Origin of the sequence: Variovorax atrisoli (genome assembly GCF_014195185.1) — a bacterium.
GTDB lineage: Bacteria > Pseudomonadota > Gammaproteobacteria > Burkholderiales > Burkholderiaceae_C > Variovorax > Variovorax atrisoli.
Genome location: NZ_JACIBG010000007.1, coordinates 135,720 through 156,142, shown reverse-complemented (window position 1 = coordinate 156,142; position 20,423 = coordinate 135,720). Strand labels below are relative to the sequence as shown.

Annotated in this window: 22 protein-coding genes; 19 read left to right on the top strand and 3 right to left on the bottom strand. The window is 69.1% G+C overall.

The window, feature by feature from the left end; translation table 11 throughout:
- Window positions 1-7 precede the first annotated feature (7 nt).
- The 11 genes from FHY06_RS23795 to FHY06_RS23745 all read left to right on the top strand — a co-directional run bounded on the left by FHY06_RS23795 (window position 8) and on the right by FHY06_RS23745 (window position 10,171).
- Window positions 8-862 carry an ABC transporter ATP-binding protein gene (locus FHY06_RS23795; RefSeq protein WP_126186323.1) on the top strand — a complete coding sequence of 285 codons (855 nt, stop codon included), beginning with the start codon at window positions 8-10 and terminating at the stop codon, window positions 860-862.
- The gene (locus FHY06_RS23790; RefSeq protein ID WP_126186324.1) at window positions 859-1,617 is read left to right on the top strand and encodes an ABC transporter permease; all 759 of its coding nucleotides are present in this window, start codon (window positions 859-861) and stop codon (window positions 1,615-1,617) included. The genes FHY06_RS23795 and FHY06_RS23790 overlap by 4 nt, the downstream gene beginning before the upstream one ends.
- Window positions 1,596-2,354 (top strand): ABC transporter permease, encoded by a 759-nt coding sequence (locus FHY06_RS23785; RefSeq protein WP_019658673.1) that lies wholly within the window; start codon window positions 1,596-1,598, stop codon window positions 2,352-2,354. The genes FHY06_RS23790 and FHY06_RS23785 overlap by 22 nt, the downstream gene beginning before the upstream one ends.
- A gap of 147 nt (window positions 2,355-2,501) precedes the next feature.
- Window positions 2,502-3,278, top strand: coding sequence for a class II aldolase/adducin family protein (locus tag FHY06_RS23780; protein ID WP_184606502.1), 777 nt, complete (start codon window positions 2,502-2,504; stop codon window positions 3,276-3,278).
- A gap of 47 nt (window positions 3,279-3,325) precedes the next feature.
- Entirely contained in the window at window positions 3,326-4,165 is an 840-nt protein-coding gene (locus FHY06_RS23775; RefSeq protein ID WP_019658675.1) for a TauD/TfdA dioxygenase family protein, read from the top strand.
- A 97-nt stretch (window positions 4,166-4,262) separates the two neighbouring features.
- Window positions 4,263-4,997: a GntR family transcriptional regulator gene (locus tag FHY06_RS23770; protein WP_019658676.1), complete on the top strand. Its 735-nt coding sequence runs from the start codon at window positions 4,263-4,265 to the stop codon at window positions 4,995-4,997.
- A 55-nt stretch (window positions 4,998-5,052) separates the two neighbouring features.
- Entirely contained in the window at window positions 5,053-5,886 is an 834-nt protein-coding gene (locus tag FHY06_RS23765) for an SDR family oxidoreductase (RefSeq protein ID WP_184606501.1), read from the top strand.
- Window positions 5,883-7,058: a pyridoxal phosphate-dependent aminotransferase gene (locus FHY06_RS23760; protein WP_184606500.1), complete on the top strand. Its 1,176-nt coding sequence runs from the start codon at window positions 5,883-5,885 to the stop codon at window positions 7,056-7,058. The genes FHY06_RS23765 and FHY06_RS23760 overlap by 4 nt, the downstream gene beginning before the upstream one ends.
- Before the next feature lie 13 nt (window positions 7,059-7,071).
- Entirely contained in the window at window positions 7,072-7,953 is an 882-nt protein-coding gene (locus FHY06_RS23755) for an alpha/beta fold hydrolase (protein WP_184606499.1), read from the top strand.
- Window positions 7,953-9,233, top strand: a complete 1,281-nt coding sequence (locus FHY06_RS23750) for a Zn-dependent hydrolase (protein ID WP_184606498.1) — start codon at window positions 7,953-7,955, stop codon at window positions 9,231-9,233. The genes FHY06_RS23755 and FHY06_RS23750 overlap by 1 nt, the downstream gene beginning before the upstream one ends.
- Window positions 9,230-10,171 carry a cupin domain-containing protein gene (locus tag FHY06_RS23745; protein WP_184606497.1) on the top strand — a complete coding sequence of 314 codons (942 nt, stop codon included), beginning with the start codon at window positions 9,230-9,232 and terminating at the stop codon, window positions 10,169-10,171. Before FHY06_RS23750 ends, FHY06_RS23745 begins: the two co-directional genes overlap by 4 nt.
- Window positions 10,172-10,269: 98 nt before the next feature.
- On the opposite strand, the gene FHY06_RS23740 is transcribed toward FHY06_RS23745, so the two are convergent.
- Together FHY06_RS23740 and FHY06_RS23735 are read right to left on the bottom strand one after the other, a co-directional pair.
- Window positions 10,270-10,518 (bottom strand): hypothetical protein, encoded by a 249-nt coding sequence (locus FHY06_RS23740; protein ID WP_019658682.1) that lies wholly within the window; start codon window positions 10,516-10,518, stop codon window positions 10,270-10,272.
- Window positions 10,519-10,703: 185 nt separating this feature from the next.
- Complete coding sequence (locus FHY06_RS23735) at window positions 10,704-11,600, bottom strand: oxidoreductase (protein ID WP_184606496.1); 897 nt, start codon at window positions 11,598-11,600, stop codon at window positions 10,704-10,706.
- A gap of 85 nt (window positions 11,601-11,685) precedes the next feature.
- Between FHY06_RS23735 and FHY06_RS23730 the strand changes: the two genes are divergently transcribed.
- Window positions 11,686-12,570 carry a MurR/RpiR family transcriptional regulator gene (locus tag FHY06_RS23730; protein ID WP_184606703.1) on the top strand — a complete coding sequence of 295 codons (885 nt, stop codon included), beginning with the start codon at window positions 11,686-11,688 and terminating at the stop codon, window positions 12,568-12,570.
- Complete coding sequence (locus FHY06_RS23725; RefSeq protein WP_184606495.1) at window positions 12,570-13,430, top strand: EamA family transporter; 861 nt, start codon at window positions 12,570-12,572, stop codon at window positions 13,428-13,430. Before FHY06_RS23730 ends, FHY06_RS23725 begins: the two co-directional genes overlap by 1 nt.
- Window positions 13,431-13,588: 158 nt before the next feature.
- On the opposite strand, the gene FHY06_RS23720 is transcribed toward FHY06_RS23725, so the two are convergent.
- Entirely contained in the window at window positions 13,589-14,479 is an 891-nt protein-coding gene (locus FHY06_RS23720; RefSeq protein WP_165924554.1) for a LysR substrate-binding domain-containing protein, read from the bottom strand.
- 112 nt (window positions 14,480-14,591) lie between these two features.
- Between FHY06_RS23720 and FHY06_RS23715 the strand changes: the two genes are divergently transcribed.
- Genes FHY06_RS23715 through FHY06_RS23690 form a run of 6 tightly spaced genes read left to right on the top strand, consistent with a single transcriptional unit; the run spans window position 14,592 to window position 20,418 of the window.
- Entirely contained in the window at window positions 14,592-15,605 is a 1,014-nt protein-coding gene (locus FHY06_RS23715) for a Bug family tripartite tricarboxylate transporter substrate binding protein (RefSeq protein ID WP_184606494.1), read from the top strand.
- Window positions 15,606-15,615: 10 nt separating this feature from the next.
- Window positions 15,616-16,434 carry an alpha/beta fold hydrolase gene (locus tag FHY06_RS23710; protein WP_184606493.1) on the top strand — a complete coding sequence of 273 codons (819 nt, stop codon included), beginning with the start codon at window positions 15,616-15,618 and terminating at the stop codon, window positions 16,432-16,434.
- A gap of 52 nt (window positions 16,435-16,486) precedes the next feature.
- A complete protein-coding gene (locus FHY06_RS23705; protein WP_184606492.1) occupies window positions 16,487-17,914 on the top strand; it encodes an FAD-dependent oxidoreductase in 1,428 nt (475 codons plus the stop codon).
- Window positions 17,911-18,729: a sugar phosphate isomerase/epimerase family protein gene (locus FHY06_RS23700; RefSeq protein WP_184606491.1), complete on the top strand. Its 819-nt coding sequence runs from the start codon at window positions 17,911-17,913 to the stop codon at window positions 18,727-18,729. Before FHY06_RS23705 ends, FHY06_RS23700 begins: the two co-directional genes overlap by 4 nt.
- Complete coding sequence (locus tag FHY06_RS23695; protein ID WP_184606490.1) at window positions 18,716-19,531, top strand: shikimate dehydrogenase family protein; 816 nt, start codon at window positions 18,716-18,718, stop codon at window positions 19,529-19,531. The genes FHY06_RS23700 and FHY06_RS23695 overlap by 14 nt, the downstream gene beginning before the upstream one ends.
- The gene (locus FHY06_RS23690) at window positions 19,528-20,418 is read left to right on the top strand and encodes an alpha/beta fold hydrolase (protein WP_184606489.1); all 891 of its coding nucleotides are present in this window, start codon (window positions 19,528-19,530) and stop codon (window positions 20,416-20,418) included. The genes FHY06_RS23695 and FHY06_RS23690 overlap by 4 nt, the downstream gene beginning before the upstream one ends.
- Window positions 20,419-20,423 lie beyond the last annotated feature (5 nt).

Below are 20,423 nucleotides of genomic sequence, written 5' to 3'. Positions count from 1 at the left end.
CGAAGCCATGAAATTCATGCCCCATGAAGTGATGCCGCCCGCCGCCGTGGGCGATACGGCGCCGCCCATGCTCGAACTGGTCAACGTGTGGAAGCGCTTCGGTGACGCGCAGGCGCGCACCGTTGCGGTGTCGAGCGTCAACCTGCGCATCGCCAAGGGCGAGTTCGTCACGCTCGTGGGCCCATCGGGTTGCGGCAAGTCGACGCTCTTCAACATGATCGCCGGGCTGCTGCCGCCCGACGACGACGGCTCGCTGCTGTTCGGCGGCGCGCCGCAGCGCGACGGCCAGCTGCTGGGCAAGGTGTCGTTCATGCCGCAGCGCGACCTGCTGTTTCCGTGGCGCACCGTGCTCGACAACGCCATCCTCGCGCTTGAAGTGGAGGGCGTGCCGCGCAAGGAAGCGCGCGAGCGGGCCCGTGCGATGCTGCCGGAGTTCGGTCTCGCAGGTTTCGCGGGGCACTATCCGCACCAGCTCTCGGGCGGCATGCGCCAGCGCGTGGCCCTGATGCGCACCTTCCTGTTCGAGCGCGACCTGATGCTGCTCGACGAGCCCTTCGGTGCGCTCGACGCACTCACGCGCAGCCGCATGCAGCACTGGCTGCTTGAGATCTGGGCGCGCCATCGGCGCACGGTGCTCTTCATCACGCACGACATCGACGAGGCCATCGTGCTGGGCGACCGCGTGCTGGTGATGAGCGCCCGCCCGGGCACCGTCAAGAGCGAGACCGCGATCGACCTGCCTCGTCCGCGCGATCCCTCGGTGGTGCTGACGCCGGAGTTCATCCGCATCAAGCAGCGCCTGCTCGCCGAGATCGAGGAGGAAAGCCGCAAGACCTTCGCGCAGGAGGGCACTGCTTCGTGAACGCCTTCTTGCAGCGTGCAGTGCGCTCTCCCGCGCTGGCCTTCGTGGGGCTGGCTCTGGTGTGGGAGCTCTGCGTGCACGCCTTCGCGCCATCGCCAAGGCTGCTGCCCGCGCTCAGCGCCATCGCGCAGGACGCGTGGTCGGTGTGGCCCCAGCTGGTGCGCGGCTTCGGCCGCACTCTGCTGGAGACCGTGCTCGGCTTCGCGACCGGTGCGCTCTTCGGCTTCTTCTGCGGCACGGTATTCACCTACTCGCGCTGGATGGAGCGCTCGGTGTTCCCGCTCTTCGTGGTGTCGCAGACGGTGCCGGTGGTGGCCTTCGGCGCGCTCATCGTCATCTGGTTCGGCAACTCGCTGCTGGCCAAGGTGATGACCGCCTTCTTCCTGACCTTCTTCCCGGTGACGGTGAACACGCTGCGCGGGCTCAAGTCCTGCGACCCGCAGCGCGTCGCGCTGATGAAGAGCTTCGGCGCGGGCCGCTTCGTCATGTTCTTCAGGCTGGCCGTGCCTTCGGCGCTACCGCAGGTGATGGTCGGGCTTCGCGTGGCCATCGGCCTGAGCCTGATCGGCTCGGTGGTGGGAGAGTGGTTCGGCGAGACCGTGGGCCTGGGCGTGATGCTCATGGAAGCGATGAATGCCGACCTCGTGGTGCGCCTGTGGGTCGTGATGTTCGCCTGTGGGCTGATGGGTGCGCTGCTCTACGGGTTGCTCACCTTCGTGGAAAGGAGGCTCGTATGGTGGCGCAGCGAAAGCTGATGGCATCGCCCGTCGTTCCGGTGGTGCTGTGCATCGTCGTGCTGCTGGTGGTGTGGGAGGGCGCGATCCTGCTCTTCGGCATTCCGCCATTCGTGCTGCCGAGCCTGGACGCGATCGTGCGACACGCGTTCAGCGATACCGGCCGGCTCATGGCCGCGCTGCTGTCCACCCTGGGCGAGGCCCTCGGCGGCTATGCGCTGGGCAGCCTGCTCGGGCTGCTGCTGGCGGTGGTGCTTCTGCTCGCGCCTCCGCTGGAGCGCATCGTGATGCCGCTGGCCGTGGCGGTGAACGCGGTGCCGACGGTGGCCTATGCGCCGCTCTTCCTGATCTGGTTCGGCCTCGGCGCGGCATCGAAGATCGCCCTGGTGGCGCTGGCCGTGGGCTTCACCATGCTGGTGAATGCGCTGCACGGACTCAAGCAGGCCGATGCCGCGGCGGTGAACCTGATGCGCAGCTTCGGGGCAGGGCAGCTGAAGATCGTCTGGCGCCTTCGCCTGCCGGTGGCGATGCCGTCGGTGGTCACGGCGCTGCGTGTCTCGGTGCCGCGCAGCATGATCGTGGCGATCGTCGGCGAGATGCTCGGCGCCTACGCGGGGCTCGGGCGAATGATCTATGAATCGACGCAGCAGGTGGACCTGCTGAGCGTATGGGCGGCGGTGCTGGTGGCGTCGATCGCGAGCATGGTTTTCTACGGCCTGCTGGTCTGGATCGACCAGAAACTGGTGTGGTGGCGATGAACGAACAACACCCCGGTCCTCGCGCACTTCGTGTCGCGCACGCCTTCCCGCTTGCAGGGGGCAACACCAGCGGGCCGGCGAAGCCGGTTCCGCGGTGTTCCGCGAACAGACATCGGACCTGGCGTGGCGCGTGACGAAGCAATCGATATGACAGCGATCAAACCCCATCCTTGCGTGTACCCTGAAACCGAAGCCGAACTGCGCGTGCAGCTCGCCGCCTGCTACCGGCTGGTGGCGCACTTCGGCATGGACGACCTGATCTACAACCACATCTCGGCGCGTGTGCCGGGGCCGGAGCACCACTTCCTCATCAATCCCTACGGGCTGCTGTTCTCGGAAGTGACGGCTTCCTCGCTGGTGAAGATCGACCTGGAGGGCAACAAGGTCGACGAGACCGACGCCGAGGTCAACCGCGCCGGCTTCGTGATCCACAGCGCAATCCATGCGGGACGTCCCGATGCGCTGTGCGTTCTGCACACGCATTCGGAGGCCGGCACGGCGATCGCCGCCATGCCCAACGGCCTTTCGCCGCTGAGCCAGTTCGCGATGCGCTACCAGGGCCACACCGCCTTCCATGACTACGAGGGCGTGGCGCTGGAGACCGGCGAGCGCGAGCGGCTGGTGCGCGACCTGGGCGCGCACCACACGCTGGTGCTGCGCAACCACGGCATCCTGACCGTGGGGCGCACCATCCCCGAGGCCTTCATCCTCATGTACTACTTCGAGAAGGCGGCCAAGGTGCAGCTGCTCGCGCAGGGTGGGCTCGCCCCCGGCGAGTCGCTGGTGTATCCGCAGCCCGAAGTGAGCGCGCTCGCCGCGCGCCAGTTCACCGAATTCGCCGGCGACATCCTGCCGCCCGGTACGCGCGAATGGCCTGCGTTCCTGCGCATGCTGGAGCGCACCCAGCCCGACTACCGGCTCTGAGCGCCGGCAACTTCCCTACTCCTCATCCACAGAGACTCATTCCGACCATGCAACTCGAGAACCTCACCTCCTTCATCGGCACCGAAGTCAAAGGGCTGGACCTGCGCGAGCCCGTGAGCGACGACGACTTCGCGGTGCTGCGCGAGACGCTCAACCAGCGCTCGGTGCTGCTGTTTCGCGGCCAGCGCATCAACGAATCGCAGCACGTGGCCTTCTCGCGGCGCTTCGGACCGCTGCTGGGCCACGTGCTCACGCAGTTCCTGAAGAAGGAGCATCCCGAGGTGTACGTGCTGTCGAACGTGTCGGAAAACGGCAAGCCCATCGGCAACCACAAGGAAGGCTGGAACTGGCACTCCGACCTTTCGTACAAGGCCGAGCCTTCCATGGGCGCGCTGCTCTATGCGCTCGAGGTGCCCCCGGTGGAGGGCGACACCTTCTTCGCCTCGATGCACGCCGCCTACGACGCGCTCGACGACGCCATGAAGGCGCGCATCCGCCACCTCACCGCCACCCACAGCTATGCCAACTACTACGGCAAGGCCTTCGCCGACCGCAACCCGCTCACGCCCGAGCAGCTGGCCGCCACGCCCGACGTGGTGCACCCGCTGGTGCGCACCCATCCCGAGACCGGCCGCCTCTCGCTCTACGTGGGCGAGGACGTCGTCAAGCAGATCGACGGCCTGCCCGCCGAGGAGAGTGCGGCGCTGCTGGCCGAGCTGAACGCGCACGCCATCTCGCCGGAGTTCAGCTACCGCCACAAGTGGCTGGCCGGCGACCTTCTGGTGTGGGACAACCGCTGCACCATGCACCGCGCCACGCCCTACGACGACAACACGTACCGCCGCGTGATGCACCGCACCACCGTGGCGGGCGACAGGCCGTTCTGACCGGATCGCCGCAACCCCGCCACGATAGAGACCAGAGACGCGTCGAGGGCCTGTGCCCGACAAGAAGCGAACACAACCACAACAAGGAAGGCAGAACATGGAACCGAACGACCCCGAGATGGTGGAGCCATCGGCGCTGCGTGCGCGCGAGCGCCAGCGCGGCAAGGGCGCCACGCTGTCAGACGAGCTGAAGGACACGCTGGAGGACCTGATCGTCAGCGGCGTCATGAAGCCCGGCGCGCGGCTCGACGAGGCCGAGCTGGCCGAGCGTTTCAAGGTCTCGCGCACGCCGGTGCGCGAGGCGCTCAAGGCGCTGGCCGCCACCGGGCTGGTCGACCTGCGCAGCCGCCAGGGCGGCGTGTGCGTGGCGCGCATCTCGCTGCCGATGCTCATCGAGATGTTCCAGATGATGGCCGTGATGGAAGGCCTGTGCGCCAAGTTCGCCGCTCGGCGTGCCAGCGAGGCGCAGAAGCAGCGCATGAGCCAGCTGCACGACGAGCTGACCAGCATCCTCGCCTCGGGCGACCACTCGCGCTTCTACGACGTGAACCAGGACTTCCACGACGCGCTCTACGAGGCGTCCAACACCCACTACCTGGCCGAGCAGACCCGTGCGCTGCGCAAGCGGGTGCGTGTGTACCGCCGCTACGTGACCTTCCAGCCCGGGCGCATGAGCGCCACCATCGGCGAGCACGGCGCCATCCTCGACGCCATCCGGCGCAACGACCCGGGCGCCGCGTTCAACGCCGCCATCGACCACGTGAGCCTGCTGGAGGACGACATCGTCGACCTGATCGCCGCGCTGTCCGAGCAGGACGCGGGCGTCGCCTGAGCCTTCCTTCTTCCATTCCCTTTCCGATCGCATTCCCGCATCCCAGGACAACCCCATGAAACTCGAACTCGAAGGCAAGACCGTACTCATCACCGGTGCCTCCAAGGGCATCGGCCTTGCGGCCGCCCATTCGTTCGCGGCCGAAGGCTGCCATCTGCAACTCGCTGCGCGCGACGGCGTCGCACTCGCCGCGGCCAAGGAGGAAATCGAGAAGCTCCACCCGGTCAAGGTCAACATCCACCCGAAGGACCTGGCCGCACCCGGCGCGATGGTCCAGCTGGCCGAGGCGGCCGGCCACGTCGACATCCTCGTGAACAACGCGGGCGACATCCCCTCCGGCCCCATCGAGTCGCTCGACTTCGCGGTGGTGCGCCGCGGCTTCCAGCTCAAGGTGCTGGGCTACATGGAGCTCAGCCAGATCTACTACGCGCGCATGAAGGCCGCGGGCGGCGGCGTGATCGTGAACGACATTGGCAACTCCGGCGAGAACTGGGACGCCAACTACATCGCCGGCTCCACCGGCAACGCGGCCGTGATGGCCTTCACGCGCGCGCTCGGCGGCGTGAGCCTGGACGACGGCATCCGCGTGGTGGGCGTGAACCCGGGTCCGGTGGCCACCGACCGCATGGTCAAGCTCATGAAGCGCCGCGCGCTCGACACCCATGGCGACGAGGGCCGCTGGGAAGAGCTGTTCGACAACTACCCCGGCGGGCGCCCTGCCACGCCGGTGGAAGTGGCCGAGCTGATGGTGTTCCTGGCCTCGCCGCGCGCGAGCTACATCACCGGCACGGTGGTGACCATCGACGGCGGCATCGCGGCGCGGGGCTCGATCATCAAGACCAGCAAGAAGGCCATGGCGGCCGAGCAGGCGCAGAGGCTCGCGGCATGAACGCGGCGCTGAACCCCGCGAGCGCAGTGCCGGCCGTGACGAGCGATGCGGAAACCCGCAACCGCTACTTCGATCGCCTGTTCTCCAACCCCGATCTGATGTGGCTGGGCCAGAACACCAACCACTTTCCGCTGCACCCCGCCGTGCGCAAGGCGCTGCACGATGCCATCGACGACGAGAGCTTCCACGCCTACGCGCCGCCGCTGGGCATGGAGGCGCTGCGCTCGGCCATCGTGGCCGACCTCGGCGTGCCCGACCAGTCGGCCGTGGTGACCGACGGCGCGGTGTCGGCGCTCGCGCTGGCCTGCCGTGCCTTCTGCGCGGCGGGCAAGGGCTTCGTCACCACCGACCCCGGCTGGAAGTGGCCGCTGCAGTTCGCGGCCAAGGCAGGCTCGGCGATCACCGAGATTCCGATCTACGGACCCGAGCACGGCTTCAAGCTCTCGGCCGAGGCGCTGGCCGCGTCGACCGACGCGAACACGGCCGTCATCTACCTCGTGGACCCGAACAACCCGCTGGGCACCACCTACACCGAGGACGAGATCCGCGCCTTCGCCGAGAGAGCCCGCGAGATCGGTGCCATCCTCATCCACGACTGCACCTACCGCGACTTCGCCGACAGCCACACGCTGGCCTCGCGCTTCTACCCGGAAGGCACGGTCACCATCGTGAGCTTCTCCAAGTGGCTGGGCCTCGCGGGGCTTCGCCTAGGTGCGCTCGTCGCCTCGCCGGAGCTGCTCGCGCGCATCCTGCCGCACTCGCAAGCCCCGCTGGGCGCGAGCGTGCTGGCGCAGCGCGCGGCCATCGCTGGCCTGTCGGTGAAGGCCGAATGGATGGCCGAGGTGATCACACAGCAGCGCGAGAACCAGCGCATGATCGTCGACGCCTTCGCGAAGCTGCCGGGCTTCGAGGTGCCGGTGTTCCCGTCGCAGGCCAACTTCATCGTCGTCGAATGCAGCAAGGCGGGGGTGACGCCCGAGGCGCTGGTCACCGCGCTGGGCGAGCACGACATCATGGTGCGGCAGGGCACGTACCACACGCCGCGCTTCGGCCATCGCTTCGTGAAGATTTCCACCACCGTGCCCAGGGCCTGGGCGCAGGCGCTGTGCGACGTGTTGCCGCAGGCGGTCGAGCGCGCACGCTCGCTGCCGGCGACTGCGGCGCTGTTCTGAGGAGGCGTCGACGATGGGATTCGCCACCACACCCGACGGCATCCGCCTCTACTACGAGACCGCCGGCAGCGGCACGCCGATCGTGTTCGTGCACGAGTTCGGCGGCGACCACCGCAGCTGGGAACCTCAGATGCGCTACTTCGCGCGGCGCCACCAGTGCGTGACTTTCGGCGCGCGCGGCTATCCGCCCTCGGATGTGCCCGCCGACGTGGAGCGCTATTCGCAGGCCATCGCGGCCGACGACATCGTGGCCGTGATGGACGCGCTGGGGCTCGCACGCGCCCACATCGTGGGGTTGTCGATGGGCGGCTTCGCCACGCTGCATTTCGGCCTCCGGCATGCGAAGCGGGCCTCTTCGCTCGTGATCGCTGGCGCGGGTTACGGCGCCGAGAAGGAGCACGAGGAATACTTCCGCGGCGTCTCGCTCGAGGTGGCGCGGCAGTTCGAGGCGCAAGGCTCCGAGAAATTCGCCCGCACCTATTCGCTGGGCGCGAGCCGCGTGCAGTTCCAGAACAAGGACCCGCGCGGCTGGCAGGAATTCGCGACCTGGCTCGGCCAGCACGACGCCGTGGGCGCGGCCAACACCATGCGCGGCGTGCAGGCGCGGCGGCCCTCGATCTACGACCTGGAAGGCGACCTGCGCGCGATGGCCGTGCCCTCGCTCGTGGTCGTGGGCGACGAGGACGACCACTGCCTGCAGCCCGGCATCTTCCTCAAGAAGACGCTGCCGGCCTGCGGCCTGGCCGTGATGCCCAAGACCGGCCACACGCTCAACCTGGAAGAGCCCGCCGTGTTCAACGCCTTGCTCGCGGAATTCTTCGCGCAGGTCGAGGCCGGCCAGTGGAAGCCGCGCGATCCGCGCGCGCTGCCCAGCCAGATCATGAAGACCGACTGATGGACACCGCCGCAGCCCCCCAGGTGCAGGGCGCCTGGCGCATCGACGCCGAGCGGCTCTGGAGCCGGCTCATGGCGCTCGCGCGCATCGGCGCCACGCCGGGCGGCGGCGTGGACCGGCAGGCGCTGAGCGCGGAGGAGATCGCGTCATGGCACGCGATGATCGACTGGGCGCTGTCGGCCGGGCTGGAGCCGTCGACCGACGTGGTGGGCAACCTCTTCATCGCGCTGCCGGGCGCCGACCGCGATGCGCCGCCCGTGCTCGCGGGCAGCCACCTGGACAGCCAGCCCGGCGGCGGCCGCTTCGACGGCGTGTACGGCGTGGTCGCGGCCCTCGAGGTGCTGACCACGCTGGCCGAGCGCGGCGTGCAGCCGCCGGTGGACATCGTCTGCGTGGCGTGGATGAACGAGGAGGGTTCGCGCTTCGCGCCCGGCATGATGGGTTCGGAGGCCTTCGCCGGCGTGCGCAGCCTGGAGGCCGTGCGCGAGGTGCGCGATGCCGACGGCGTCGCGGTCGGCGATGCGCTCGACGCGCTGCACGCGGCGTTTCCTGCGCTGCGGCGGCGGCCGCTGGGCTTTCCGGTCGCGGCCTACCTGGAGGCGCACATCGAGCAGGGACCGGTGCTGGAGGCGCAGCAATGCACGATCGGCGTGGTCACCGGCATCCAGGGCAAGAAGACCTTCGACATCGTGATCGACGGCGAGCGCGGCCATGCAGGCACGCTTGCGATGGCCGACCGGCGCGACGCGCTGGAAGCCTTCACGCGCATCGCTGCGGCGCTCTACACCGAGATCGGCGGCCACGACGACCTCGTGAAGTTCACCATCGGCCGCCTGCAGGTCGAGCCGAATGCACCCTCGGTGGTGCCGGAATGCGTGACGATGCGCATCGACCTGCGGCATCCCGACAACGCGGTGCTTCGCCACCTGGGGCAGCGGCTGGCCGAGCTGTGCGAGGCCTTGGCTGCGCCGTGCCGCGTGCGGGTGACGGCGCTGGTCGACGCGCCTTCCAACGGGTTCGATGCTTCGCTGCAGCAGTCGATCGCGCGGGCTGCAGGACGCATCGGCGTGCCGCACATGCCGATCCTCTCGGCCGCGGGCCACGACGCGCGCCACATGGCACCGCTGTGCCCCAGCGCGATGATCTTCATTCCGTGCCGGGGCGGCGTGAGCCACGCGGAACACGAATGGGCCGAGCCGGCGCACGTGGCAGCCGGCGCCGACGTATTGCTGAACGTGCTGCTTCCCTACGCGGCAGCCGGGGAGGGCGAGACACCATGAATGCCACCGTGGCCGCCGACGTGGTCGACATGGCCGACCTGCCGATGCAGCACCCGCACGCCCCGGCCAGCGCGGCGCAGGCCAGGGCGCGCTTCTTCAACTCCGGCAACGCCTTCAACGTGAAGCTGCCGGAGGTGCCCGCGCGGCTGTTCGCGCCGCCGCAGGAGGGGCGCTTCGGCGTGTTCGACTGCGACCAGTCTCAAGCGCTCGGCTGCGGCTTTGCGGCCACCACGCCGCTGATGCTGGCGCGCTACGTGCGCATTGCGGCACGCGACACGCTGCTGCCGCTGGATGTGTGTGCCACCGGCTCGGTCTGGTACGTGATTTCCGGGGGCGGACGCGTGACGGGCGCGGTCGAGGGTTTCGCCTTCGGCGCAGGCGACGTGTTCCTGCTGCCGGGCGCAACGGGCTACCGGCTGCAGGCCGGTGCCGAAGGTGCGCTGCTCTGGAGCGTCGGCAATGAGCCGCAGCTGGCTTTCGAGCGTGCGCAACCGGCGCCCGTGACCGATGCGACCATCGACGCAGTGCACTATCCGGCCGCGGAGATCGAGCGCCAGCTGGCGCTGATCTTCTCCTCCGGCACGCGCGAGGAGACCTCAGGCCGCGCGCTGATCTTCTCTTCCGACCGGCAGGCCGCTGCGCGCAACCTCACCCCCACGCTGACGCTGAGCTTCAACACGCTGCAGCCGCACACCCACCAGCGAACGCATCGCCACAACTCGGCCGCCATCACGCTGGTGGTGCAGGGCGAGAGCTGCCATTCGATGGTCGGCGGCGAGCGCTGCCCCTGGGCTCCCTGGGCCACGCTGGTGACGCCGCCGGGCGCACCGCATTCGCATCACAACGAGGGCGCGCAGGGCGCCCGCTTCCTGATCGTTCAGGACGGCGGGCTGCACTACCACGCGCGCACGATGGGGTTCGAGTTCCTGGAAGCTTGAGCGGCGAGCTGCAACGCTCGAGCAGGCCCTGCGTCAACACCAGGCGATCGACCCCCCGGCGATCCACCACGCCGGAGACTCCCCGGCGCCGCGCTTGGTCAGCCTGCGTTCTTGAGCGACTGCTTGGCCTTGTTGGCCGAGTTCTTCGCGCGGTTCTTGTGATAGCCGGACTTGACGTTGTTGACTGTCTTGCCGATCGGCCCGCTCTTCTTGGCCTTGCTTTCGGCCTGTTTCTCATCGATCTTGTGCTGTACCGCATCCGTGGCTTCGGAAGCAGCCTTGCCGACCTGCGCGCCGGCCGTCAGCACGGTGAGCGAGGCGATGAGAGCAAAACAAACCTTCTTCATTTCTTTCCTCCAGGGTTGTGATCGCTCGATCATCGTGTCGGCACCCTGTGCGGTGTTGTCAGCCAATGTCTCGCCTGGGGATCGGCGCAGGGGGCCTTGCGGACTTGCGGATGCCCGCTCGCGGAGGTCCCCCCGAGCGCTTCCGTGCGGCTGCGGAACCTATGGCGATGCCCGTCGGCCGGCAATCAGCCGGGGCCGTCGCTCGCAGCCGCGAGCAGCGGCACCAGCACATCGCTGATCGGCGTCGGAATGCCGTGCGCCCGGCCGCGGCGTGAGACGACGCCGTTGCGAATGTCCCATTCGAGTGGCCGGCCGGCTTCGCGATCCGTGAGGATGGACGTGCCCATGTCGGCGGGAGACGCCTGGAACTTGTCGAGGATCGCCTGCGGGACCTCGTCGCCGAGCTCGGCGCCTTCGGCGCGTGCCACCGCCAGACATTCCTGCAGATAGCCCAGGGTGAGCCTGGAGATGTCGGACCGGCCGAACATGCCCGAGCGGCGATGCGTGAGCGCCATGAGCCCCGCCACCGCGTTCTGCAGCAGCTTGCGCCAGGCCAGGGTTCTGAAATCCGCCGCCAGCTCGACGAAGCAGCGGGTGCCTTTCATTGCGTCGGCGATCAGGCGGGAAGCCGGCGTGTCCGGCAGGCTGAGGCGAGCGTCGCCGCGCAAGTGCACCGAACCATCGGGTTGCGCCTGTGCAGGAAACCACACGACGGCGGGCACGATGCGCCCACGTGGGCAATGCGGAGCGACCCGCTCCAACTGCTCGACGCCGTTCTGCAGAACGCACACGACGGTTTCCGGACCGGTCAATGCGCCAAGCCATGCTGCGGCTGCCTCGGTCTGTGTCGCCTTGACGGCCAGAAAGACGAGGTCGACCGGGTGATCGACCTGGGTGGGATCCGTCCGGACCGGACCGGGAATGGTGATGAGGCGATCGCCATCGCGCATCGCCAGATGATCGCGTGGGGTGCGGCCGCACAGCAACGGCGTGCGGCCGACCTCGTGCAGCACCGCCGCGATCGTGGTGCCGATGGCACCCGGACCCACGACGGCGACGGATGGACTGCTATCTGGATTCATGCAAAAGGACTCCTGCGGCTTGGTTGCAGCGCAACTGCCCGGGCGGCGGTTGTCTGCTTCGGAAGAGCAATGTAATATATTCCAGATGATCGATGAAGTTGGTAATGGAGTTTCTTCGGAAGAAGGGCGACTAGGGCAATGGCTGGGGAGCATCCAGGCCCGCTGCGGCGATCTGGCTGCCAGCGAAGCGAAGGTGGTGGCGCTGCTGCTCGCCGATCCCTTGTTCGTCGGTGCCAGCACGACTGCGCAGGTTGCCGCTCGTGCGGGCGTTTCGCCACCGAGCGTGGTCCGCGCCGCGCGTGCGATCGGGTTCACCGGGTTCACCGAACTCAAGATCGAGATCGCACGCGCCCGGGGCACCACCCGGTTCTTCGCGCCGCCCGAAGTGCTTGCTGCGGATGCAACGTCGGCCACGGTGCTCGAAACATCCATCCGCGCAGGCACCGACGCACTGACGGCGCTCGGCGGGGCCGTCGAACTCCCTGCGTTCGATGAAGCGGTCCGCACGATCCAGTCTGCGCGACAGGTCATCGCATTCGGGGCCGGCCCGTCGTCGACGGTCGCCGCCGACGCAGTCTTCCGTCTGCGCGCGGTCGGCGTGACGACCATCGGCATCCAGGACTACCTGTCGGCCATGATCGCGACGCGCCTCCTCGGCCCCGGCGACGTCGTCATCGCCGTCAGTTCGACCGGACGCACCTCGACCACGCTCGCCATCGCCGATGCAGCGTCGTCCGCCGGGGCTTCGCTCATCGCCATCACCAACCAGTACGGCACCCCGCTGGCGACCCTCGCGGATGTCGCGCTGGTCGTCGGCGGTGCGCCGCTGCCGGCGCAGATGGCCGCAGCAGGCAGCCGGCTGGCGCAGCTCGTCGTGATCGACGCGCTGGTCGCGATGCTCGCGTTGCGCGATCCGCAGCGCAGCCGCCTGGCAGAGCGCGCAGGCATCGACCTGCCCGACATCATCTGATGCAGCCGGGCACCGTCGCGCTGGTCCTCGCTGCGGCGGCAGCCCATGCGCTGTGGAACATCGCGTCGAAATACAAGCGCGGCGACACCTTTGTGTTTGTCTGGGCCTATACCTGCGCCTCGGCGCTGCTGTGGGTGCCGATCGGCATGGTCCTCATGGCCAAGGGGCAGCAGGTGCTCGATTGGCGGCTCGCGGTGGGCTCCGCCGTCTCGGCCGCCTTGCACATCGCCTACTCGCTGATCCTGCAGGTCGGCTATGACCGCGCGGAGCTGGGCGTGGTCTATCCAGTCGCCCGCGGCACGGGGCCCATGCTGACGATGCTGTTCGCGGTTGTCCTGTTGGGCGAACGGCTCACCACGGTGGCCCTGCTGGGCGCGTTGCTCGTCATCGCGGGCATCCTCGTCGTCGCGGGCAATCCGTTCGGAGGCAGCCGCCGCCGTCCGGTGCCGGGGATCCTCTGGGGGGCCGCGACAGGTGCCACCATCGCCGCATACACCCTCTGGGACAGCTACTCGGTCACCTCGTGGCACCTGGCGCCCGTGAGCTATTACGCAGGCACGCTGCTGCTGCAGGGCCTGATCCTGACACCCATCGCGCTGCTGCGGCGGCATCGGATCCCCGGCGTCTTCCGCGTCGACGCCGTGCCGATCCTCATCGTGGCCGTGTTGTCCCCGCTGGCCTACGTCCTCGTTCTCACCGCCATGCTGAGCGCGCCGGTGGCACTGATCGCGCCGCTGCGCGAGTCGTCCATCGTCATCGGCGCCTTCCTCGCGTGCTGGCTCTTTCGCGAGGACCATCTCGCGCGCCGCATTGCCGGGGGAGTGATCGTGCTGGCGGGAATCGCGGCGATCAGCCTTTGATGCTTCATCTGCGCGAGCGCGAGGCAATCAACGATCTCGTCGGCTCGACCTTCGGCGCGGGTCGCGTCCGGCATGGGTCGACTGACGAGGGGGTGTGGAGGCCGGTGCGATGACGCGACCGCGCATCGTCTGCACTGGTCCTCGCGACCGCCGCCGGCTCAGCGCCTCGCCTTGCGCAGCTTGTGGATCAGGAACGCCTCCAGCAGCTCCACCGCCTTGCGCCCCGGGCCCGGGGTGGCCGCCAGCCACACCTCGCATTCGGGCATCGCAGGCATGCCCTCGCGCGCACCGAGCACCTTGAGCCGCTGGGAGATCGTCGCTTCCCGGAAGACGCCGATCGCGATCCCCGCGCGCACGGCGGCCTCCAGTCCCGTGACGGTGGTGCTCGTGTAGGCGATGCGCCATGGAATGCCCGCCTGGTCGAGCGCGTGCGTGGCCCAGTCGCGCAGCATCGCTCCCTCGGGGTTCAGCGCCAGCGGCAGCGGACGCTGCAGGTGCGTGGCCGAACCCGCCGTCGAAGCCCACACCACGCGCGACTTCGACAGCCGCAGGCCCTCGCCCGAACCCACCGGCCCGATGCCGATCACGAGGTCGTAGCGTGCGCCGAGTTCCCTGTGCATCAGCGACGAAACGCCGTGCTGCAGCTCGACGTGGATGCGCGGATGCAGCTTGCAGAACTCCGCGATGAGTGCGGGCAGCACGCGCGTGGCGTAGTGCTCGATGGCGCCGATGCGGATGCTGCCCGAGACCTCCTGCGCGTCGATGTCATGGAAGAGCTGATCGTTGAGGCTGAGCATCTGGCGCGCGAGCGGCAGCAGCTGCTGGCCCTCCAGCGTCGCGGCGAGCTTGCGCGTGCCGCGCTCCACGAGCTGCACGCCCAGCTGCTCTTCGAGCCGCTTGAGCTGCATGCTCACCGCCGACTGCGTGCGCGACAGCGCCTTGGCCGCCGTGGTGAAGCTGCCCACGCGCAGCACGGTGTCGAGCACGCGCAGCAGATCGATGTCGACGGTATGGCTGCGCGGAGCGCGCGGCGGGGTGGATGCGGGCACAGGACTCCCGGGGAAGGCATCACGAAACGTGATGCGAGGGATCATAAAGTATCACGTTGCACGCTGCATGGCGGGCCAAGAATGCATCCAACAACAAGCGACGGAGACAGCCATGCACACCGATCCCGACTTTTCCTCGCGCCGGCGCCGCCTGCTGTGCGGCACGCTCGCCGCCTCGGTCCTCCCGGCCTCGCTCGCGCCTGCAGCCGCGAGCGCTGCAGCGGGCAACTGGCCGCAAAAGCCGCTGCGCCTGATCGTGGGCTTTCCGCCGGGCTCGTCGCCGGACATGCTGGCGCGCGCCGTGGCCGAACCGCTCGGCCAGGCGCTGGGGCAGCCGGTCATCGTCGACAACAAGGTCGGCGCGGCGGGCAGCATCGGCGTGGCGTCGGTGGCGCGGGCCACCGACGGCTACACCATCGGCCTCACGGGCAACGGCCCGCTGACCACGGCCAAGGCGCTCACACCCTCCACACCCTATGACGTGGCGCGCGACCTGCGTCCCATCTCGCTCGTGGCCACCAGCCCCTTCGTGCTGGCCGGAAGCATGGCGATGCCGGCCACCGACCTGCGCGGCTTCCTCGAGTTCGCCAAGGCGCAGGGCGACAAGCTCAGCTACGGCTCCATCGGGCCGGGCTCGGGCTCGCACCTTGCGATGGAACTGCTGAAGACGCACACGGGCATCCGCGCCGTGCACGTGCCGTTCCCCGGCTTTCCGCAGGTGGCGACGGCGCTGATGGGCAAGCAGATCGACCTGTCGTTCATGATCCCGTCGATCGCCGTGCCGCAGGCGAAGAACGGACGGCTGCGCCTGTATGGCGTCAGCACGGCTGCGGCGTTCCCCGGCTCGGGCGACGTGCCGCCGATCCAGTCGGCGCTCGACAGGCAAGGCTTCGACGTCGCCTCGTGGAACGCGGTCTTCGGTCCGGCGAGCCTGCCCGCACCCATGGCCGAAAGGCTCTCGCAGGAGATCGCGCGCATCCTGCAGACGAGCGAGTTGAAGCAGCGTCTGCTCGAACAGGGCTGGCTCGCGGCCGGCAGCGCGCCCGGCGTCCTCGCACACAAGATCGCCGAGGACACGGCGATGTGGGGCGGCGTGATCCGCCTGACCGGCGCGCGCGCCGAATAGGAGGCGGGCGATGCAACGCAGACAGCTCTTCATCACCAGCCTGGCCGGCGCCGCCGCTGCGCTCGTGCCGCCCGTGCGGGCGACCGAGAACGCTGCCGATCCTGCGTCCAGGCCGGCCTTCGTGCTCGTGCACGGTGCCTGGCATGGCGGCTGGTGCTGGTCGCGCGTGGCGGCACGGCTGCGCGCGGCGGGACACGCCGTCCATGCGCCCACGCTCACGGGCCTCGGCGAGCGGCAGCATCTGCTGTCGCCGCAGGTCAACCTCGACACGCACATCGCCGATGTCGTCAATCTGCTCGAGTGCGAGGAGCTGCAGAACGTCGTGCTCGTGGGCCACAGCTATGGGGGGATCGTGATCTCGGGCGTGGCGGACCGCGCCCGTGACAGGCTGCGTCAACTCGTGTTCCTGGATGCGCTGCTGCTGGATTCCGGCAAGAGCCTGTTCTCGGACTTCCCCGATGCCGTGGTGCAGCAGCGCCTGAAGACGATCCGCGAAACCGGTGCAGGCGTGGGCGCCGCTCCTGCGTTGCCGCCGTCCGCCTTCGGTGTGAAAGACCCTGCCGATGCAGCCTGGGTGCAGCGACGCATGACGCCGCAGCCCGTGGGCACCTACCTGCAGCCGCTGCAGTTGAGAGCGCCGTTGGGCAACGGTTTGCCGAAGACCTACATCGAATGCACTGTCGATCCGATCGCGACCCTGGATCCCACCAAGGCGCGCGTGCGCGCGGATGCGGGATGGCGCATGCGCACGCTCGCCACGGGCCACGACGCGATGGTCACCGCGCCGGGGCCGCTGAGCGACATGCTGCTGAGTGAGCTCGCCGCCTGAACCCATTGATTCATTCGTTCACTCCTACCTTCCTTTTTCTCGAAAGCCCGCGATGGGAACCCTCACCTCCGAAGAACGCTATTTCTTTCGCTCCGACGTCAATGCCAGGCAGAGCCAGCGCCGGCAGCGCGTACCGGGCGGCCATGTCACCGAGCCCGCGCGTGAAGTGCCCGTGCACACGGAGTGCGACGTGCTCGTCCTGGGCGGCGGGCCGTCGGGCGTGGCCGCTGCCGTGGCGGCCGCGCGCAACGGTGCGCGTGTGGTGCTGCTGGAGCGCTACAACCACCTGGGCGGCCTTTCGACGGGGGGCCTCGTGATCTGGATCGACCGCATGAGCGACTGGCAGGGCCAGCATGTCATCCAGGGACTCGCCGCAGAGTTCATGGCGCGCATGGGCGCCGAGGCCGTGGCCGGCCCGCCGCGCGACGAATGGGGCTCGCAGGCCCCCGACGCCGCCGCCTATTGGGGTCTGCGCACGGCCGCCTTCCACGGCGTGGTCACGCATTCGCCGACCATCGACCCGGAGATGCTCAAGGGCGTGTATCACCAGATGGTCCGCGAGGCGGGAGTCGACCTGATCCTGCATGCCTGGATGGCCGCGCCGATCCAGGAGATGGGTCGCGTGAAGGGCGCGATCTTCGAGAGCAAGCAGGGCCGCCGCGCGATCCTGGCGAACGTGGTGGTGGATACCACCGGCGAGGGAGATCTCTACGCGGCGGCGGGCGCGGCCTTCGACTCCGACATCGACGCGCACGACATCCACCATTGCATCAATACCTCGTGGCTTTTCGCAGGGGTGGACATGCAGCGCTGGCTCGACTTCAGGGCAGGCGAACCGGAGGCCTTCTCGGCCTTCATGGCGCGAGGGCGGGAGGCGCTGGGCAGCTTCGAGAAGCCGATCGTCTCCTGGCGCCCCGATGTCGCGACCTTCCTCGGGCCGCGCAAGGCGGGCTACAGCGCGCTCGACGTGGACGAGATGACGCAGGTCGAATGGGAGTCGCGCCAGAGCATGAGCGAGCACCTGGCTTTCTATCGGGCGCACGCCCCGGGCTTCGAGAAGGCGTGGGTCATGCTGATGGCTCCGCAGATCGGCACCCGCCACGGGCGGCGCCTGATCGGCGTGAAGCGCGTGCTGCGCAGCGCGTGGGACGCGGGCGCGGTGGAGCCCGACGAGATCGGCATCAGCCCGAGCCCGTCGCCGCGCTTTCCCTCGATCTCGGTGCCCTACGGCGCGCTGGTACCCGCGTCGCTCGACGGCGTGCTCGCGGCCGGCAAGCACATCGCCTGCGACACCAACTCCCATGGCTTCCTGCGCGAGATCCCCCAGTGCTGGCTCACGGGCCAGGCGGCCGGCACGGCTGCGGCGCTGGCGGCCGACAGCGGCGTGCTGCCGCGCGACGTGGATGTGGCGCGGCTTCAGTCCCTGCTGCGCGCACAGGGTGTGCCGCTGCGAGAGGCCAGCGTGCCGGTGACAGCATGAAGTTCCGTCTCTCGCTCGCGCACCTGGGCATGCTCGATGCGCCTCCGCCCTTGCTGGTCGAGGCCGCGCATGCGGCGGGCTTGCGCGGGGTCGGCATCCGCCTTCAGCCGGCGCGACCCGGCGAAGCACCGTTCCCGATGGAGGAGGGCGGGCCGATGCTGCGCGAGACGCTCGCACGCGTGCGCGACCTGGGCATGACGGTGCACGACATCGAGATCGTGCGGATCAGGCCGGGATTCGACGTGCAGGCGCTGTCGGGCGTGCTCGCCTCGGCACAGCGGCTGGGCGCGCGCAGGCTCATGGTCAACGTGGACGATCCGGACCTTGTGCGCGCGGCGGACAACATCGGGGCACTGGCGGCCCGTGCGCAGTCGCACGGCCTCGTGCTGGGACTCGAGTTCATGATCTACACGGCGGCACGCTCGCTGCACGTCGCGCGAGAACTCGCCGTCGCCTCGGGCTCACCTGCGGTTCGCGTGCTCGTCGACGCGCTGCATTTCTTTCGCGCGGGCAGCGCGCCCGACGAGATGGCCGGCCCGCACGTCGACCGCGATTTCATGCAGGTCAACGATGCGCTCGCGCGTCGCCACCCGGGCCTGTCGCCCGCCGAGGAGGGCCGTGCGCACCGCCTGTTCCCCGGGGAGGGCGAGTTGCCCGTGCATCGCCTGCTGGCGCAATTGAACGACAACGCCATCCTCTCGATCGAGGCGCCGAGCGCCATCCGCATGGCCACGCTGGACGTGCATGCGCGCGCCGCTGCAGCGTACCGTGCCACCCGGGATTTCCTGAAAGCAAATGACCATGACCACGAATGACACCCTCGACGGACTGCGACTGGACGGCCAAACGACCGTCCTGGGCATCATCGGCGACCCCATCGCACAGGTGAAGGCGCCGCTGCCATTGACGCGCTTGCTTCAGGCGCGGGGCATCAACGCGGTGCTGGTGCCGCTGCATGTGCACGGCGGCGACGTGGCGGCGTTGCTGGGCGCGCTGCATGCGGTGCGCAACGTCGCGGGCATCGTCGTCACGGTGCCGCACAAGCAGCGCGTGGCCGGGCTGTCGATCGAGCTGATGCCCTCGGCAAGGCAGGCTCAGGCCGTGAACGTCCTTCGCCGCACCAGCGATGGCTGGCAGGGTGACCTGCTCGATGGTGCGGGGTTCGTTGCAGGGCTCTCGCGCAACGGCTTCGACGTGAAGGGGCGCAGCGTGGGCATGGCCGGTGCGGGAGGCGCGGGCAGCGCGATCGGGCTGGCCCTGGCGGCGGCGGGTGCGGCGTCGATCGACGTGCACGACGTCGATGCCGCGAAGTGCGCGGAACTGGTCGAGCGCCTGCGCGCGCTCGGACATGCAGCGAGCCATTGGGATGCCGCGAGCCCTCGCGAGCTCGTCGTCAACGCGACGCCCATGGGCATGAAGCCGGGCGATGCATTGCCGTTCGCGCTCTCGGCGATCCAGGCCGGGCAGACGGTCGCGGAGGTCATCATGGAGCCCGCCACCACGCCTTTGCTCCTGGAGGCGCAGGCGCGCGGCGCGCGCATCGTCCACGGCCGGCACATGATGAACGAGCAGCTCGAGGCGATGGCCGACTTCTTCTTCGGCAAGGTGCAGCCATGAGCGCGCCGTTCTTCCCCGGCTTCAAGGTCCATCGCGCCGAGCTTGGCAATGCCACGATCCACGCCGAGGTCGGCGGCAGCGGCCCGCCCTTGCTGCTGCTGCACGGCTATCCGCAGACGCATGTGGCGTGGCACCGCGTCGCGCCCGCGCTCGCCCGGCATTTCACTGTGGTCGCGCCCGACCTGCGCGGCTACGGCGACAGCACCGGACCCGACGGCGATCCGTTGCATATCCATCACTGCAAGCGCACCCTGGGCGGCGACCAGGTCCGGCTCATGAAGTCGCTGGGCTTCGATCGCTTCGCCATCGTCGGCCACGACCGCGGCGCGCGCGTGGCCTACCGGCTGTGCCTCGACCAGCCCGGCGTGGTCAGTGCCTTCACCTCGCTCACGGTGGTTCCGACAGAAGCGATGTGGCGCCGCGCGAACATGGACTTCGGGCTCAAGGCGTTCCACTGGTATCTGTTCGCACAGCCGTTCGACCTGCCCGAGCGCCTGCTCGACGCGGATCCCGCGTACTTTCTCGACTGGTCGCTGCGCAGCGCGGTGCTCAGGTTCGACGCGGTCACGCCGCAGGCGCTCGCCGAATACCACCGTGCGTTCGCCAAGCCGTCGGTGCGCCACGCGATGATCGAGGACTACCGGGCTGCCGCGTCGATCGATCTTCGGCACGACAACGAGGACCTCGCCGCCGGCCGCCGCATCGCCTGTCCGCTGCAGGTGCTGTGGAGCGCATCGAACACCGCGCGGCCCGACCCCGTCGAGATCTGGCGCCAGTGGGCCGACCACGTGGAGGGCGCGGCCATCGATTGCGGCCACCTGATGGCGGAGGAAGCACCCGACGAGGTGCTGGCGCACGTGCTGCCGTTTCTGCAGCGTCACGCCTGACGATC